Source organism: Lysinibacillus xylanilyticus, assembly GCF_001183605.1.
In the GTDB taxonomy this organism is placed as follows: Bacteria; Bacillota; Bacilli; order Bacillales_A; family Planococcaceae; genus Lysinibacillus; species Lysinibacillus xylanilyticus.
In genome coordinates this window covers 957,300-972,104 of the sequence record NZ_LFXJ01000005.1, presented here as the reverse complement: position 1 = coordinate 972,104, position 14,805 = coordinate 957,300, and the positions used below count along the sequence as shown (strand labels likewise).

The window sequence follows — 14,805 nt, the reverse complement described above, 5'->3', positions numbered from 1 at the left end:
ACCCAATCCTGGTTTCTCCACTCGAATTTCCATTTTATTTTCTTTTGCTTCTGGTTTTGTTCATGGTTTTCTGATTTATTATTTGTCATAGTAATCCTCCTACCTAATCATAAACCGAGATGATAAAACTATGTAATAAGATTTTGATATAAAAAAGCCCCTTGAATCCACTCATTGGGCCTTGAATTTGTCTATATAATTGTGATAAGCCTTTTGTCGAGAGCTCACTTGCGAAACTGTGGTAGAGCTACACCACGTTATATTTGTAAAGCGAATTGTGTTTTATTTATAGTGCATTTCCGTGCACTTTGTTACTGTAGTAAGGTTGACTGAATTAAGGAAAGTGGACGAAGTTCACATAAAAACCACTCCTTCAGCAATTTTTAGCCTTTTATATTAATTAAGATACCAATCTCTAAAAAAATATGGGCCGACCGTGTAATGTCTTTCCCTAATATTTAGGATTCTATAAATACCAAGGGAGGAAAACCTTACCGCGCCGACCTACCTCCGATTTTACATTATTATTTTTATCTCACCTAATGTTGAAAGTACGGCAAGTTTGGAAAAATATACTTTTTGTTATAAAATAACAAAATGAAAGGAGTTATTTATGAGTAAAGAAGAGTTATATACGACAAAAAGAGAAATGAGTTTTATTGAAAAAAGTGTATTTACTATCACTTCTTTTGTATCAGTTACTATATTTTTACTATTATGGGCAGTAATTACACTAGGGATATATATAGGTAAATATGGGAATTCTGTAAGTAAAGTAAGTATAGTTATAACTGTTTTTATACTACCGCCTTTTTTCACATATATAGTACATAGATTTTTTTTAATTTATTTTTTTAAGCGACAATATATTTCAAAACAGTCTCTAATAAAATTGAAGAACTTTTTTGGTAATTTAAGCTTAGTTTTATTAGCAGTACTCTCAACAGCAAAAAACTTTATTCCTACAAAAAAATTCGAAGAATTTAGTGAACCCCCAAATTTTTTAAAAGATCCTATTGGATACATAGAACATTTTTGTATTTTAATTTTACATCCTGTAAATTCCACCTATACAATACCTTTAGTTTTCGCAATAATGGCTTTTATTTTTAGTTTTCTTGAAACATCCAACTTTGCCACTTATAAGATTTATATTCCAAAAGAAAAAGTTAATAAAGCTATTACAAAAAAAGAGATTACAAAACAAGAAATTATCTATCTACAAAATATTGTATTAGACATTAAAAACAATTTAAATAATATGCAAATAGAATTAAATAATCTTAATAAAAATTAATCAAAAGCACTCATATAGTGAGTGCTTTTTAAATTTTTATTCGATCATCTTTCTTACTATATTTTTACGAATCAATTGTATATTGGTATGACTCAAATTCATATGTTTACCAATCCACCTCATTGACTTACCTTCTAATAACCAAAATAATATTTCAGCATCACGAGAATCAACAATCTTGTCCAATCTTTGCTGAACCTCTAATATTTTAAGTTCATAGTCCTTTATTCTTCTCGAATGTCTGAAACGTCTATTTAGTTCTAATTGGATAGGATCTCCTACACCACCTGCTGCTTTCGGTAGTGTAGCCTCGATTCCATACTGTGCCGTTTTTGCCCCAATAACCATTTCTGCTCGCATTTCTTTGATGGCATTAACCATCCAGTGGTAGTCTGTAATCATTGAATCTAATGCATCCAGTGTAATAACTAATGTTCTTTCTTTTAACATAGGTTTGCCCTCCTACGGTGTGGTATAATAATGTTGTTAAGCACCGTCAAAGGGCATAAACCAATTCTGAGCTGTAGCGTGTGACGACGCTGCGGCTTTTTCTTTTCCTCATATTTATAAGCAAAAATGGGTAATATTTGGATGGTCTGTATTACCATGGTTTTTTGTTAAATAAATTCCTATAATAGTAACATCTATATACTGAGGTGATAATATTGAACAAAACAAAGAAAACTGCTTTAACAAATGGCTGGACTCTACTAGCACACGAAACTATTTCTGTATACGTTAACATGGATAATCCAAATAAATTTTGTATACACGATTGGGATGATGACCTTGCATTAACCCTTACATCAGAAGAAGATTCAGTCGAAGTTCATCGTAATACGTATAATGTAATAACTAAAATAAGCATATCGGACCGTACAATTACCTTTCTTCACGAACCCAATGAAGATGAAGACTAAGAACACTGATATTAGAGCATCAAATTTGATGCTCTAAACTCCCTATGATCTCCCAAACGTTCACTTAACCCACCTACGCATATTACTAATCTGCTCCAACTCTTTCCCAATACTTCGTAGTTGCCTGTAAGTCTTGCATCTTCTACATTTCTTGCTTGGATCATAAGCTTTGCGTTTTGGACATCCCTTGCACTGGAGAAAAGCTATGTGGTCCTGTTGATTGATAAGCCTTGCTCTACGCTGTTTAACTTCCTTACGTACCGTTAAGCTCCCCATTCAATCGTCACCTCTGCTCTAGGTTGTTCCGAATAAAACTTACGAACATTTAGTTCAACGATTTGTGCGTCATCATGCCAAATGATTTTACTCATTCCATCCTTTATGCCCTTAATCAGGTTATCCGCATCGGGTTTCGTAGTCGGTCGTAATTCACCACTAGCTATTAGTGCTCTTTTGGGTCCTGTATGGTATTTTTTCGGTGGCATGAGATAAATATCAGCTTGTAGCTTAATCGGTCCTGTAATCAATTCTGATGGCTTATTTTGCCATGCTATGAGCTTTACAAAGTCCTTGAAGTCTTTACTCTTTGGTGCGTCGTGTGTAACAACATTCTTGCCGCGTCTACTAAATCGAGGTCGCTCTTGAGGTTGTATGACCCCTGGTATTTCAAATGTTTAAAGTGTTCATGTTTCCACATCCTTAATCTTCGAGCTTAACAAGCTGTAATCTGTTATTTACTTTACTTTTCGAACGTCGTTGATAAGTGCCTGACCCATAAAACTGAATTGTTTTTGGCTTTACACCACGTTCCTCGGCTATTTCATATACTGTTCCAACGGCAACCATCTGCTCACCTTTATAAAGTGCGTATTCGTTCATGTTGCACCTCAATATCCAGCGTTTTGACGCTCATGGTTGACCTTATTCTTTTCGTAGTAAGCCGTCTCTACTTCATCCCATGTGAATCCAAGCATTTCGGTTAAAATAGCAAATGTAGTTAGTACATCTCGATAACCTTCTTCAATTTCTTCATACTCCCATAATCGTATAAAGTACGAAATTAAGTAGAGGATTTGACTAGTAGTGTCTGGAGCTACAAGTCCATGTCGGTTACTATCACCTTCTGGATAGATAATTAATGGTCCACGATGCTGTAATTGATTACCTACCACCAAAATGAAACTTAGTACATCTGCAATTTCCTCTAACACCCCTTCTTTTGGTTGCTTATTGACTTTCCAGTCCTTAAAACCTTGCCACTCATTAGACATTTCACTGATTTCAACAATTGTTGCTAGAATCATATTTTTAAGGTTCACTGTTTGTTGTCCTTGTTTTTTCTGTATATGCTCGTCCAATGCTGCTTGTGTTTCAAATAGTTTTGTTAAGTTCATAAACTCACCTGTTCCCTTTCAGTGTTGAATTTCAATAGCATCTGATAAGGTCGTGGATCGTGAGAAATGTAGTTCATCCGACTCGCAACGTTCCAACCTCTCTCCGTATCATCAGCAACCAATCGTTCTAATTCTCGTGGTGTCCTAGCCTTGGTGATTTTCTTTAGTTGTGCCATTTTTATCACCTCGAATATTTTTTATTTAAAAAAGCAAATCGTCGGAGTCGCCATCAATCGGTCCACACTATCGCAAGGGTCAAGTCTTTTTTTAATCGACCAGTGAAACAATCTCGATTATTTATTCAAATCACCCCAGCTCAAGCTATGGACTTCTTTTTTTAAACTTGGAAAGATCGAGTTAGTTGATATCTTTATCACTTTGACCTACACTTTTTCAGCCATTGATAACACTCTCCTTCTTCCCTAGCATCTCTAAAACCTTTTGTCTCTCAGCCTCAAAATCTATCGTGTTGTTATTAGATTCAGCAGCTGGTGTTACTTCTTCACCTTCATTACGATTAGCGAACCACTCAGGCACTACCTCAGTTCGACCTTTAGGCTTTTGGTAAGATAACTGGTATGATTGTTGTCGCTTGATTTTATCTCTCTCTTCCTTGGCCTTTAGTTGCTCAACATTTGTTATATAATCCTTTCTCCAGTTCGCTAATATTTGTTCCGTATACTGCATGGGTTTGTTCGGTTGTTGAAGTGCTGTGATTTTCATGGCTTCATAAACAAGTGCTGGATCATTTTATCTTGCCATGTGTTCTATACATTCACAAATGTAGCCCGATGCTCTTTGAATGTTTTCATCATAGAATTTAGTTAAAAAAATTAATTGTTCCTCAGTGACCACCGACTGACCGACTTCACCATCTGTTGTTTGTTTTTCTTTTTTATTTTCTTTTTCTTCTTCTTTTTCTTTTTGTCCACTTATCGTTGACGTATCGTAAGAACCCGCATCATTACTGGATTCTTCATTTTCTTGCGTTACGTTATACGTATCGTGTGACGTAACATAATACGACTCGTAGACGTTACGTACAGAATCATTCGAGACTCCTTCGCCTACCCACTGAATTAATGAAGTATCTTTCACTTCTTTTAGTTCTGATTTCACACAATCAAGAATAGGTTTGCCTCCACGATTCAGGTTATATTTGCCCCAATTTTTAATAGCTATTTCACGAGTTTCTTCATTGTATTTAATAAGCTTGTGATGGTCTCTGAAGCGTTGTAGTAATGCTCCAACACTTTCCATTGAGTAACCCATATCAAAAGCTATTTGCTTTTTGGTAATTTGATAGATGCCAATTTGAGTCGTGCTTTCATTTGTCAGCAAATACAGGAAGAAGTATTTATCCTCTGCTGTCATTTCCTCAACCACACGAGGATCGTTCCAAAAAGTTGTATAGACGTATCTGAATTTTGCCATTTACCCTCGCATCTCCTTTTAACGTAATATTCTAATTATTAATAAAAAACAGATTTATAGTAATTAGAAACACTATCCTAAAATCGCCCTCTAACCCACAAAAAATTATGGTACAATAATCCAACAAGGAGGTTTTTGTACAGTTATGGAAATTTTATTTGGAATTATACCTATTCTTTTTGTTTTAATTATCTATCTTGGACCAATAGTATTTATAGTCTGGTTCGCAATCAAAATCATTAAAATACAAAAAGAACAAACTGAAATTCTATTAAGAATTGCTGATAAGTTAGAAAAGTAATTTAGTAATTGGAGAGCTTCTATAAAAAGCTCTCTAACCTCTCGCAAACTGCGAAACTACCACTCACATTGACCACCCTGTAATTCGGATACCTGGTCATGTATTTCAGTACCAATCGCTTAATTTCGTCGTTATCCTCCGCCTGCTCGAATATCCATTCAGGCAATAATACCTTTGACGGCACGTTATTCATCCAATAGCACCACCTAATCCAGTAGATATTCAATATCAAATGTGCCTTCTAACTTCTTTGTAGCCCGGCAGTATTCGCACTTATCACATCGATGTGGTTTTTTGCGTCCTAACTTCGCTTCTATGATGCTTGGCAGCATCGTTCGAACACATTCCTTCTCGAAGTCGAAACGTGATGTATCGAAGTGTAACACTGCTTTATCAGGTGGCGATTCTTTTGTTACCGCAACAATGTATGGATCATAATAACGCCCTGTATTTTGATAGATGATTTCTCGATACAACCATATCTGAAGCACATAATCAAAGGCTTGTATAAATGAAACCCATGTATTATATTTCTCGCTCCAGTAACGCTTACGAAGCTCCTGAGTGCTCTTTTAAGAATCCACGTTCATGATTTATATTGTCGATCTTGATTTTCCACTCAACACCGAATAACTCACCTGTATAAATGACCTCTTTCTCACCTTGTAAAGCGAACATGCAAAACTCGTCATTTTTAATGGTCTCAATCATGTCGTCAGCTTTTTCATAGTCCTTATATTTGTTACTACGACTGTTATAAATACTGTGGTGATTTAGCTCTTTAAATTCAGCAAATGCCTCGTTGCTTTCAAAAGCAGCATGTAAATATGAACCAACCATTAATGCTGTAGAGGGAGGACGAGTAAACTCGCCCCTTACCTCTGCCAATGTTCTAGCTTCGCATTCCATAGCACCCTTAAACTGTGATACTGACATGTAGTGCTGATTCGCCTCATTCGAGTGATAATTCTGGCTGTTCAATTGGAATGTCATTTGTTGCATCTAGTTTCACCTCTGTTTTTGGTTCTGCTTGAGCTTTAAAATCATCACCTAATCCACTGGATTGCTTTTTAGCATCCTCTTTCGGGAACCACTCCTCAACTTTTGACATGCCGTCTTTCAAGCTGTTAGCGATGTTAAGAAGTTCTACATAGTCGTACTCGCTGAAAGAATCAGCGTTGTAGCCAAACTTTTTTTCTACCATTTCTTGTGTAACTCGATAATGGTCTTTAAAACCTTTTAACATGGAAGCAATTCTGTCTTTCAATGGACCTTTACTATTACCAGCAAGCGTTTCTGTACATTGCGAAACCGCTTTATCAACAATGTCACCCGGGATAACACCAAGAATGCAAGAACGTAATCGACGTGCTCCATCGTTTGCTACTTTTTCGTAAATGTCGCGAGGATCAGTTAATTGCTTTAAACCTTTTTTTGTACCGATTGCATGTTTTACTGTGAATACTTTTTCTTGGCGTACGTTTGTTTCAAGGTCCCAGCAAAATGCTTTAGCTACAGATTCACCATTACGTTGTTCCAACTCCTGAATACCGTATGATAAGTTACCCTTATTCACTGTTTCATCTTAAAATGAATTATCGCATTATTATTTAAACTCTCTACTGCCATACTATATGCCCCTACAGGACAAATACGGCTAAACAATCAAGACTATGTTAAAACAGATAACTAATCACATTTTGTCTGTTTTTTACATGTACTTTTCCCTCAAAATTCCCTAGAATGGAAATATAGAGGGAGGATTTACAAATGAAGAAAAAATTAATTTTTAGTGCTGCATTAGTATTAAGCTTAGGATTAGCTGGCTGCGGAGAAGACAAAGCTAAAGAAGAACCGAAAAAAGAGGATGTGCAAACACCAGTATCATCAGACAAAACAAATGATTCTTCTAAAAAAGATGAGAATAAGAAAGATGACGATAAAAAAGATGATGTCCAAGAAGATGATAATTTAAAAAGCATTAATACTTATACTGATAAAGAATTAGATATTAGTGGACAAACTGGACCAATGAAATACAATATCGATGCCGTACAGTTAAAAAGAATTACAGTAAAAACAGAAGAAGCTGCAAATCTATTTGATGTCGCTGTCGGAGAAGAAGTGAATGCAATTACTATTTCTATGAATGGTGAAAATACATCTAAAGAAGATATGACTTTCTATCTGGGGCAAGCAGTAATCATAACGAATACAAAAGAACAACTAGAGCCGGATATGATTTTATCTGAACATATAGAAGGTGATTATCTCGGTCAAGTAGAGCATGAAGGCTATAATGTTTATGTTCTAAAAAAATCAAAAGTTGAAGATTTAAAAACAATTGAAATTCGTGTAAGTGCACCTGAAAATTCCAACTTTGATAAACAAGGTGAAGATATTGTTCATACAATAGAAGTTAATAAATAATAAAATTAGTCACTCAAATGAGTGGCTTTTTAGATAAAGAGGATTAAATGATTAAAATTCATACATTAAAAAACTTACAACAACGTGATGTTTTTGAATTCATGCGCGGTGATTATAAACATGAACATTGGCATGAATCTTCAATTTTTTTAACAGAAGAAGCATTTGCTTTTTTATATCTACATATATATGAAGTTTTACCGAATTTTAATTACTTTGGCCCAAATTCAGTTAACCTTGAACAATGGAATCAAATCGCTTTCATTGCATGTACTTTAAATAATTCAATGAACATCGATTTCATCCGTTTTTTTAACAAAATAGATGATTGGGTACAAAAAAATTTCAAAGAACACACTTGTTTCTCGATTTGTGGTCCATAGAAGTTTCATAATTTTTTAATATTCATCACAAAAAAAAGACCAGGTACTCACATTTTAATGAGCGCCTGGTTATTTGTTTATCCGTTTCATCAGCAATTTTTCTATTTGCGTTTTTAAAGCTTGCTTCGCAAAACTGAATTTCCTCATCTTCTCCTGCTGTTTTTACATTTCAACTCCTACTTTGGTACTTCATAATAGAAAAGACTTCCATCATCTGTCCGACTCCCAAACTGTCTACCTGGTTGAGTACCAATTTTATTATGAGCCCAATAGCGATATGTCTCACCCTTAAGAAACTCATTTTTTGATGTGTTTATTGGGGATGATAAATTAAACTTTTCAATTTTACTTTTATTAACTATAAAGTTTGAAGTAAAGTGCATATCTGAACCATTGGCTATACTTTGAATACTTACATCTCTACTTGGTTTGAAAGTGTATTCATAATAAATTGCGAAAATACCTTTATTTAGCAGAATGGAATCTTCGGATTTTTCATTGAAAAACATATCTTTAAAAATACCTTTTGGTTTTGAGCTTGTTGTATCCACATAGATAGCATGTTCAATTGTTGCAACACCTGTATTGTTCGCGTAAGTATGACGTTTGCCAAGAACGTCTTTGTATCCACCTAATTCTTTAAAATTTGTGATAGTCAAGATATTTGTTCCTGTATTAGCAACCTCTAGAAGTTCCTGTGACCCTGTGAAATCAGTCGGTGCTTTCTTCAATGTGTCCATAAAGCGGATATGGATTGTCGCTACTTCGGCACGTGTTGTATTACCATTCGGTTTGAATGTGAAATCTTCATACCCTGACAACAATCCAGTACCAAGCGCTATCCCGATATACGGAAGATCCTTCTTGTTTACCCCGCCACCATAAAACTATTTTTAATCTTTTACTAAGGATTCCTAAGATAAATATCCCAATTCCTTTAGACAATTGTACATATAATAAATAATAGAGAGGAGGCAATACCATGTCTGAATATTACGGGAGTGGAACTGGTTCAGCATTTGCGCTAATTGTTGTTCTATTCATTCTTCTGATTATTATTGGTGCTACTTTCATGCATAAAGGTTATTAATACCCAATACCACCTATAATGCTCATAACTATTGTAATGGAACACTAATTTAACCTTACAACTTCAAATTTATACTAAGGGTCGCTATCCTTCGGGTGATCCTTTTAAATTTCCCTCTATAATTGACCTTTTCATTTAATCACCCTTTCCTTGTCATATCGTCGAGCAAGATCATGCTCATTTACAAACTCACGTACTTTTGCTTGTCTATTGCGTACCAACTGATTGTACTTTTGAATTGAATCTTCGTCACCAATCTCCTCAGTATGATTAAGTGAACGCTTCGCCTTTCTTGGTTGAAAGATAAAGATTATGTAATTTATATCCCATATAAAAAGCCTTACCGTGCTAGGGATAAGGCTCTTCTACTGCGGTATAATATTTAATTGCCAAGTTAGCTCACTTGCGAAATCGTGGTAGAGCTACACCACGTTATATTTGTAATGCGAATTGTGTTTTTATTTATATTGCATTTCCGTGCACTTGTTGCTCATAGTAAGTTTGACTGAATTATGGAAAGTTGACGAAGTTCACATGATAACCACTCCTCTCAAACTTCTATTTGTAAGAATAAAGCTAAGCTATAAATGTAAAAAGCCACACCTTGTCAGATGTGACTCGCAATAAAACCCTTAAGATAATTTTAAAATGACAATAGACGCGCTGATAACCGAGATGCCCAAAACGGCATTTCCTAAATTTTTTGGGCCGGCAAAAATATTTCTTAATGAAAGAACATCTAATTCATTTAAAGTAGTTATTACTTGACCATTTTTCGTTGCGTTACCAGTAGTGTCTCCATAATTGGAACCTGATATTTGGTTGTCGCCATTGAAAAGAGCAAATGCATAAGGGCCACCTGAAACGAACACCTCATAGGTAATAAGGTAAGTACCCATTTGAGTTATAGTAATAGGTGCTGTTCCTGGTACATGAGTTACAAAACCCTGAAGGTGTAATATTGCCATTTGTATTGAAAGTAACTTGACCATTATTCGGGATATTTTGTTGAAAAGTTGTATCATAAATATAAGCAAACCCTGGAAGCCCCATACCTACAGGTTCTTGTGGGACTTGTAATGCTTGACAAACATTTTGTTATTACAACTTTCTTCGCAATCTTCATGAATTCTGCTAATTCTTTTATAAGTTGATCCCTTTTTACTTCTTTTGGAACTGCCAAAACTCATTTTGTATCTCTCCTTGTTTTTATTTACATTATTCATCGATGGGACAAAGGAAAAAATACTTATACTCTAAATTTTTATTTATAATTAGATTTTTTAATAAAACAAAGACGTGTGTTTGAAAGTAATTTTTTAAACATGCGAATGTGAAAATGCGGATGAATAATATTAGACTTATTACAAGCTATTCTTAGATGAAACCCCTGAATTAGGCTATCATCTATTTCTATTGCCCAAAAAGCACCTCATGATTTCAGTAGAAAACAAAAATAAAAAGCTACACCTAATTGGATGTGACCTTATTCATTAACTCAAGAAAATATATACCTCAACAGTATTAAGTTCTTCTACATATACAAAGTCCCTTCTCTCTACTTTGTAAAATGAATTTCCCAACCCTACTTTATCTCCTACATTAGGCAATACAGGTATCGTATTAGTAAACGTTTTAATATGACATTTACCATCTGCTTCACAATAAGTTATGGATAACTTTTTCATTGGCATTCACTCCTTCTACATTAATTATATTGTAGAAGGATACCAATAATACAAATGCGTAGAAAAGAGACTACCAATTTAGTAGCCTCTCATGCTTGTTTGCGAAATACACGTACAAGCAAACGTGCTTATATTTGTAAGGAAATTTTGTGTACGCATTTCCGTGCGCTTTTGTTATTACTTCACAATATCAATTTACTACAGATTTACTTGAACTTCGCTAGTGTTAGGAAGTTCACTATATTGAATACTAGAAATTTCGATCTTCTACACAAACACAAAAACAACAAAATATATTAATGCTGTAGGAACTACGTAAGAAGATATACCACTTAAACTCCATTTGTCTTCATCAAGTGTCCAAAGAAAAAGAAACAATGTTATCATGGTAATCCCAAATGCGTTCATAATAATATTTATTAAACCAATATCTCCCATCCCCTTTTCTATCCTTTACATTTAAATTAATATATTCTTCATACATTAAGCCCATGCTAAACGCTTGGCTGTTTCATCTATTAAAGCATTGCGTTTACGTAGCACCTTATTCGCGACATATACAATCGGTCTGCAATGTCTTCCCACTCATAACAGTTCTTTTCCATATCCCAATACCGCATGTCCACTATGGTTTTTAAATCGTGATCCAACTGGGATTAGATTTCTTCGATCGTATTAACGATGTCCTTCAGCAATTTGAATTTTAAAACGTTGGTGTCCCCCTACGAGATTACCTGTACGTTCTTTCCATACAAGTGGTTCTACATAACCAAATTCCTGCATAGACCGCTTCAATATCTCATATTCTTCGACACGTGGATTGTAAGGTGCTGGACTTATTCTTTCTACAGGTATTTTAATTATTTCCATAGTAATCGGTCCTTTCTTTAAAAATAGGACTACCACCATCTGTAGCGGAAGCCCTGAAATCCCTTAATATTTGGAATATAACCTCTTTAGCCATGAAAAACTCCTTTGAGTTATCCACCTGTGAAGCCAATAATAATTTGTGCAACTCGTCTTTTAATTGATCTGCAAACGGAATCGATTTCTATCAATATCTAGTAAGACCAATAACAGAGCTACCTAATTTACCATTCCATCATCAACCTAGATTTCACATAACTATTAGCTGGAAAATACCCAAGCTACATATGTAAAATAGCCAACTATCTGAAAAAACTTTCGATAGTTGGCTATTCGTCGTACTTACCATAAAGGAGCGTTATTTTTTATATTTCGTGCTTACTTTGCTCTATGCCGGATCATAATTTTTTAAGTCTTCGGTAGGAATTTTCTTACCATCAATCTCGTAATATTCAAACTGCCCTTTTAAATCATTAGCGAAATAAAGATAGACGATTTTGGGTTCGTTTTTAAAAGTTACTTCCACGTGATACTTGGGTATGCCAAAAAAGGTATACTTGCTTTCAAGGGTTATTATTTCCGATTCCTTATAGCCCCTTACTTCCGTTAAGTATTGCATCACTTTATCGGAAGCCTGTTGTTTTTTAAATTGAACGAAAGCAACAGAAGCGAAAATAATTAATATTAGAATAGCAAGGATAATTAAAAATTTTTTTATTTTACCCACTCCCCTAAATATAGTTAAATTTTAATCACGACTTTTGAATGATGTTAAAGAGGTCATGGTACTAGAATTTTTAATATGTCCCGGCGTTACCCACGCCTGACTTGAACCTTTTAATCCTATATGCGTAAGATCAATTGAGCTACCGTAATAAAATGCTTGCCAAATAAATTTAGAGCAATAATTAAGACTAATTGTACTCAAAGGCTCTAGATTAATAATGTCATAAGTTTTTGCAGAAGAATAGTTGTTACTCGCCCAGTTTGCTGCTCCTGTTGCGCCACTACTTGGACGATAAACATAAATCGTTTCCCCTGCATCATGGCGGTTGCGATATTCCGTTAACGTATCTCTTTTGCCCGCTACGTCACCTAATTTAAACCTATATCTCTTTCTAAAAGAGACTAAAAACTAAATTTTATAGCTATTTATTATAAACCGCATTTACTTATGAAACGGTTCTCAGTGTTGTATCTAAAAGAGTTTTTTTTACCCTTATATCAGAAATAGAAGATTGTTCTACTATTAGTTTAACCTCCACATTATCAAGCACTGGCACGAAATTATTAATCCATTCCGTGCATTTGTTACATACAACCTTGATTATTTTAACACTGTTACTTTTATAATTACGTTGAAATAGTGTTAACTTTCATCATATTCAAAGTACACTTCTGAAGAACGGAAGTATGTTGTATGTTGAGCCCCCTATTTTTGCTATAATCATAATGATTGAAAATTCGCTTATAAGTAGGTGGCTCTTTATGAATTTATTTTTGGATATGAAAACAATTATTCTATTGCTCTGTATAGGCTACTTATTTACTTTAATCCTTATTAGTGCTTATGGGCATAATCATTCAAAGGGTTTAGCAATCAGAACTTTTTTCTTAGCAAAATGCTCTCAGACCATAGCATGGTTTTGTATGGTTTTTCGCGGAGAAATTCCCGACTTTCTATCCATCTCTTTTGCTAACTCTATACTATTTATCGGAACGTCTTTAGAAATTATTGCATTTTTGTATCTTCAAAATAATTTCCGTCTAAAGACCAAGATGGTGATGATATATCTTGTTTTGACTCTACTCAGCATTATCGGTTTCCAACTCATTGTTCTTTTTTATAACAAAGAAAACGTTCGAATTTCATATTACTCCTTTGTAATTGCGGTAATCTTAATCCCTGTTTATCGAATGGTTCTGGGGAAAGCTTCCACGTTTCTTATGAGAATCATTGGTAGTCTATATCTTCTTGTTATCGCAGCTTTTTTGGTCAGAGGGGTGACTGCTCTACTATCATCTACAGATTCGATAAGCCTCTATACTCCTGGAGCTTATCAATTAATTTCCTTACTATCTATTTATCTTGTTACGAATTTAGGGAATTTAGGATTTGTCCTGTTAATGAAGGAAAAAGCAGACCACGAGTTAATCCGTTTAGCTAGTTATGATGATTTAACAGGCACATTGAACCGTAGAACCTTTACAGAAAAGGCGAAGAAGTATCTCACTGATTATTCTAAAAAAGGACAGCCTCTATCCTATCTGCTCTTTGATATAGACAACTTTAAAACAATTAATGACACTTATGGTCATCACGTTGGAGACCAAGTACTGCAAGACCTGACAACAAGAATTAAGCAACATTTAGACAAAGAAGATTTGTTTGTACGTTATGGAGGCGATGAGTTTGGCATCCTGATTCCTGGAAAAGATGAAACCGACTCAAATGAGATTGCTGAACAAATCATACAGACACTTGATGGGGCTATCAGCCGTAGTTTGCCGGTGACATATACCATTAGTTTAGGTGTCCTCACCGTAATTCCAGATCAGCATATGCAATTGGAAACACTATACACTACTTGCGACAAGGCCCTTTACAACGCGAAAAATAACGGGCGAAATGGTGTTTTTCGGGGCCAGATAGACGTACATAATGCCGTTTCATAATCGTAAATTTAAAATCAAAAAAACATCCTTTTTTCGGGTCTTTTTTCCTAATCATAAGCAAAAAGCTTCCTTTTATGTACACCATAATCTTATAAGCCATTCTCAGTACTCAAATGCTTCAAAAAAGTATAAAATCCATTTTATGGAAATTAAATATATTTGATTTAATACATAAGATTGGTATTTGAATGGTTCGAATCTCACCATGCCTTGATGCAGGTATAACCTCTTTTTATTCATATTTAAAATTAATTGAATATAATGAGAGGATTAAAATCCTCATTTACTTATGGTATAGTTCATCGAAACTAATATTAAATTCGTT

17 protein-coding genes and 3 pseudogenes are annotated in these 14,805 nt (G+C 34.6%); 6 read left to right on the top strand and 14 right to left on the bottom strand.

The window, feature by feature from the left end:
- Window positions 1-613: 613 nt before the first annotated feature.
- Entirely contained in the window at window positions 614-1,297 is a 684-nt protein-coding gene (locus tag ACZ11_RS07605; protein WP_049665017.1) for a hypothetical protein, read from the top strand.
- Between the two features lie 36 nt (window positions 1,298-1,333).
- On the opposite strand, the gene ACZ11_RS07600 is transcribed toward ACZ11_RS07605, so the two are convergent.
- On the bottom strand, window positions 1,334-1,747 hold the full coding sequence (locus ACZ11_RS07600) for a LuxR C-terminal-related transcriptional regulator (RefSeq protein WP_049665016.1): 414 nt from the start codon (window positions 1,745-1,747) through the stop codon (window positions 1,334-1,336).
- Between the two features lie 215 nt (window positions 1,748-1,962).
- On the opposite strand from ACZ11_RS07600, the gene ACZ11_RS07595 reads away from it, so the two are divergent.
- Complete coding sequence (locus ACZ11_RS07595; RefSeq protein ID WP_049665013.1) at window positions 1,963-2,217, top strand: hypothetical protein; 255 nt, start codon at window positions 1,963-1,965, stop codon at window positions 2,215-2,217.
- Window positions 2,218-2,480: 263 nt separating this feature from the next.
- Here ACZ11_RS07595 and ACZ11_RS07585 read toward each other — a convergent pair whose 3' ends face one another.
- From ACZ11_RS07585 to ACZ11_RS07550, 8 genes and pseudogenes are all read right to left on the bottom strand, one after another.
- Window positions 2,481-2,870, bottom strand: a complete 390-nt coding sequence (locus ACZ11_RS07585; protein ID WP_236690862.1) for a RusA family crossover junction endodeoxyribonuclease — start codon at window positions 2,868-2,870, stop codon at window positions 2,481-2,483.
- 46 nt (window positions 2,871-2,916) lie between these two features.
- Entirely contained in the window at window positions 2,917-3,096 is a 180-nt protein-coding gene (locus ACZ11_RS07580; RefSeq protein ID WP_049665009.1) for a helix-turn-helix domain-containing protein, read from the bottom strand.
- A gap of 8 nt (window positions 3,097-3,104) precedes the next feature.
- Entirely contained in the window at window positions 3,105-3,611 is a 507-nt protein-coding gene (locus tag ACZ11_RS07575; RefSeq protein ID WP_049665007.1) for a dUTP diphosphatase, read from the bottom strand.
- 393 nt (window positions 3,612-4,004) lie between these two features.
- Window positions 4,005-4,343: pseudogene (locus ACZ11_RS07565) on the bottom strand (DnaD domain protein); the annotation flags it as partial.
- Between the two features lie 147 nt (window positions 4,344-4,490).
- Window positions 4,491-5,045 (bottom strand): annotated as a pseudogene (locus tag ACZ11_RS26795) (hypothetical protein); the annotation flags it as partial.
- Between the two features lie 507 nt (window positions 5,046-5,552).
- Window positions 5,553-5,858: pseudogene (locus tag ACZ11_RS27225) on the bottom strand (PD-(D/E)XK nuclease-like domain-containing protein); the annotation flags it as partial.
- Between the two features lie 37 nt (window positions 5,859-5,895).
- Window positions 5,896-6,282 carry a PD-(D/E)XK nuclease-like domain-containing protein gene (locus ACZ11_RS27220; RefSeq protein WP_269079314.1) on the bottom strand — a complete coding sequence of 129 codons (387 nt, stop codon included), beginning with the start codon at window positions 6,280-6,282 and terminating at the stop codon, window positions 5,896-5,898.
- A 16-nt stretch (window positions 6,283-6,298) separates the two neighbouring features.
- The gene (locus ACZ11_RS07550) at window positions 6,299-6,922 is read right to left on the bottom strand and encodes a hypothetical protein (RefSeq protein ID WP_201778504.1); all 624 of its coding nucleotides are present in this window, start codon (window positions 6,920-6,922) and stop codon (window positions 6,299-6,301) included.
- Window positions 6,923-7,116: 194 nt separating this feature from the next.
- On the opposite strand from ACZ11_RS07550, the gene ACZ11_RS07545 reads away from it, so the two are divergent.
- Both ACZ11_RS07545 and ACZ11_RS07540 read left to right on the top strand, forming a co-directional pair.
- Window positions 7,117-7,776 carry an LptM family lipoprotein gene (locus ACZ11_RS07545; protein ID WP_053093211.1) on the top strand — a complete coding sequence of 220 codons (660 nt, stop codon included), beginning with the start codon at window positions 7,117-7,119 and terminating at the stop codon, window positions 7,774-7,776.
- Between the two features lie 47 nt (window positions 7,777-7,823).
- Window positions 7,824-8,159 (top strand): hypothetical protein, encoded by a 336-nt coding sequence (locus tag ACZ11_RS07540; protein ID WP_049665001.1) that lies wholly within the window; start codon window positions 7,824-7,826, stop codon window positions 8,157-8,159.
- Between the two features lie 176 nt (window positions 8,160-8,335).
- Here the strand turns inward: ACZ11_RS07540 and ACZ11_RS07535 are convergent, their stop codons facing one another.
- Window positions 8,336-9,001: an S-layer homology domain-containing protein gene (locus ACZ11_RS07535; RefSeq protein WP_338048306.1), complete on the bottom strand. Its 666-nt coding sequence runs from the start codon at window positions 8,999-9,001 to the stop codon at window positions 8,336-8,338.
- Window positions 9,002-9,141: 140 nt separating this feature from the next.
- Between ACZ11_RS07535 and ACZ11_RS25050 the strand changes: the two genes are divergently transcribed.
- A complete protein-coding gene (locus ACZ11_RS25050) occupies window positions 9,142-9,249 on the top strand; it encodes a YjcZ family sporulation protein (RefSeq protein ID WP_082172714.1) in 108 nt (35 codons plus the stop codon).
- Between the two features lie 632 nt (window positions 9,250-9,881).
- Here ACZ11_RS25050 and ACZ11_RS07530 read toward each other — a convergent pair.
- The 4 genes from ACZ11_RS07530 to ACZ11_RS07515 form a co-directional block, all read right to left on the bottom strand.
- A complete protein-coding gene (locus ACZ11_RS07530) occupies window positions 9,882-10,286 on the bottom strand; it encodes a hypothetical protein (protein ID WP_053093210.1) in 405 nt (134 codons plus the stop codon).
- A 456-nt stretch (window positions 10,287-10,742) separates the two neighbouring features.
- On the bottom strand, window positions 10,743-10,937 hold the full coding sequence (locus ACZ11_RS07525; RefSeq protein WP_049664996.1) for a hypothetical protein: 195 nt from the start codon (window positions 10,935-10,937) through the stop codon (window positions 10,743-10,745).
- Window positions 10,938-11,612: 675 nt separating this feature from the next.
- Window positions 11,613-11,807, bottom strand: coding sequence for a ParB N-terminal domain-containing protein (locus tag ACZ11_RS07520; RefSeq protein ID WP_053093209.1), 195 nt, complete (start codon window positions 11,805-11,807; stop codon window positions 11,613-11,615).
- Between the two features lie 385 nt (window positions 11,808-12,192).
- Complete coding sequence (locus ACZ11_RS07515; protein WP_049664995.1) at window positions 12,193-12,531, bottom strand: DUF3139 domain-containing protein; 339 nt, start codon at window positions 12,529-12,531, stop codon at window positions 12,193-12,195.
- A gap of 761 nt (window positions 12,532-13,292) precedes the next feature.
- Between ACZ11_RS07515 and ACZ11_RS07510 the strand changes: the two genes are divergently transcribed.
- On the top strand, window positions 13,293-14,480 hold the full coding sequence (locus tag ACZ11_RS07510) for a GGDEF domain-containing protein (RefSeq protein WP_049664993.1): 1,188 nt from the start codon (window positions 13,293-13,295) through the stop codon (window positions 14,478-14,480).
- Window positions 14,481-14,805: the final 325 nt, after the last annotated feature.

Coding starts and splice junctions, on each gene's coding strand:
- ACZ11_RS07575 (WP_049665007.1), bottom strand. CDS start 3,611: ATGAACTTAACAAAACTATTTGAAACACAAGCAGCATTGGACGAGCAT.
- ACZ11_RS07580 (WP_049665009.1), bottom strand. CDS start 3,096: ATGAACGAATACGCACTTTATAAAGGTGAGCAGATGGTTGCCGTTGGA.
- ACZ11_RS07605 (WP_049665017.1), top strand. CDS start 614: ATGAGTAAAGAAGAGTTATATACGACAAAAAGAGAAATGAGTTTTATT.
- ACZ11_RS07545 (WP_053093211.1), top strand. CDS start 7,117: ATGAAGAAAAAATTAATTTTTAGTGCTGCATTAGTATTAAGCTTAGGA.
- ACZ11_RS07520 (WP_053093209.1), bottom strand. CDS start 11,807: ATGGAAATAATTAAAATACCTGTAGAAAGAATAAGTCCAGCACCTTAC.
- ACZ11_RS07525 (WP_049664996.1), bottom strand. CDS start 10,937: ATGAAAAAGTTATCCATAACTTATTGTGAAGCAGATGGTAAATGTCAT.
- ACZ11_RS25050 (WP_082172714.1), top strand. CDS start 9,142: ATGTCTGAATATTACGGGAGTGGAACTGGTTCAGCATTTGCGCTAATT.
- ACZ11_RS07510 (WP_049664993.1), top strand. CDS start 13,293: ATGAATTTATTTTTGGATATGAAAACAATTATTCTATTGCTCTGTATA.
- ACZ11_RS07540 (WP_049665001.1), top strand. CDS start 7,824: ATGATTAAAATTCATACATTAAAAAACTTACAACAACGTGATGTTTTT.
- ACZ11_RS27220 (WP_269079314.1), bottom strand. CDS start 6,282: ATGTCAGTATCACAGTTTAAGGGTGCTATGGAATGCGAAGCTAGAACA.
- ACZ11_RS07600 (WP_049665016.1), bottom strand. CDS start 1,747: ATGTTAAAAGAAAGAACATTAGTTATTACACTGGATGCATTAGATTCA.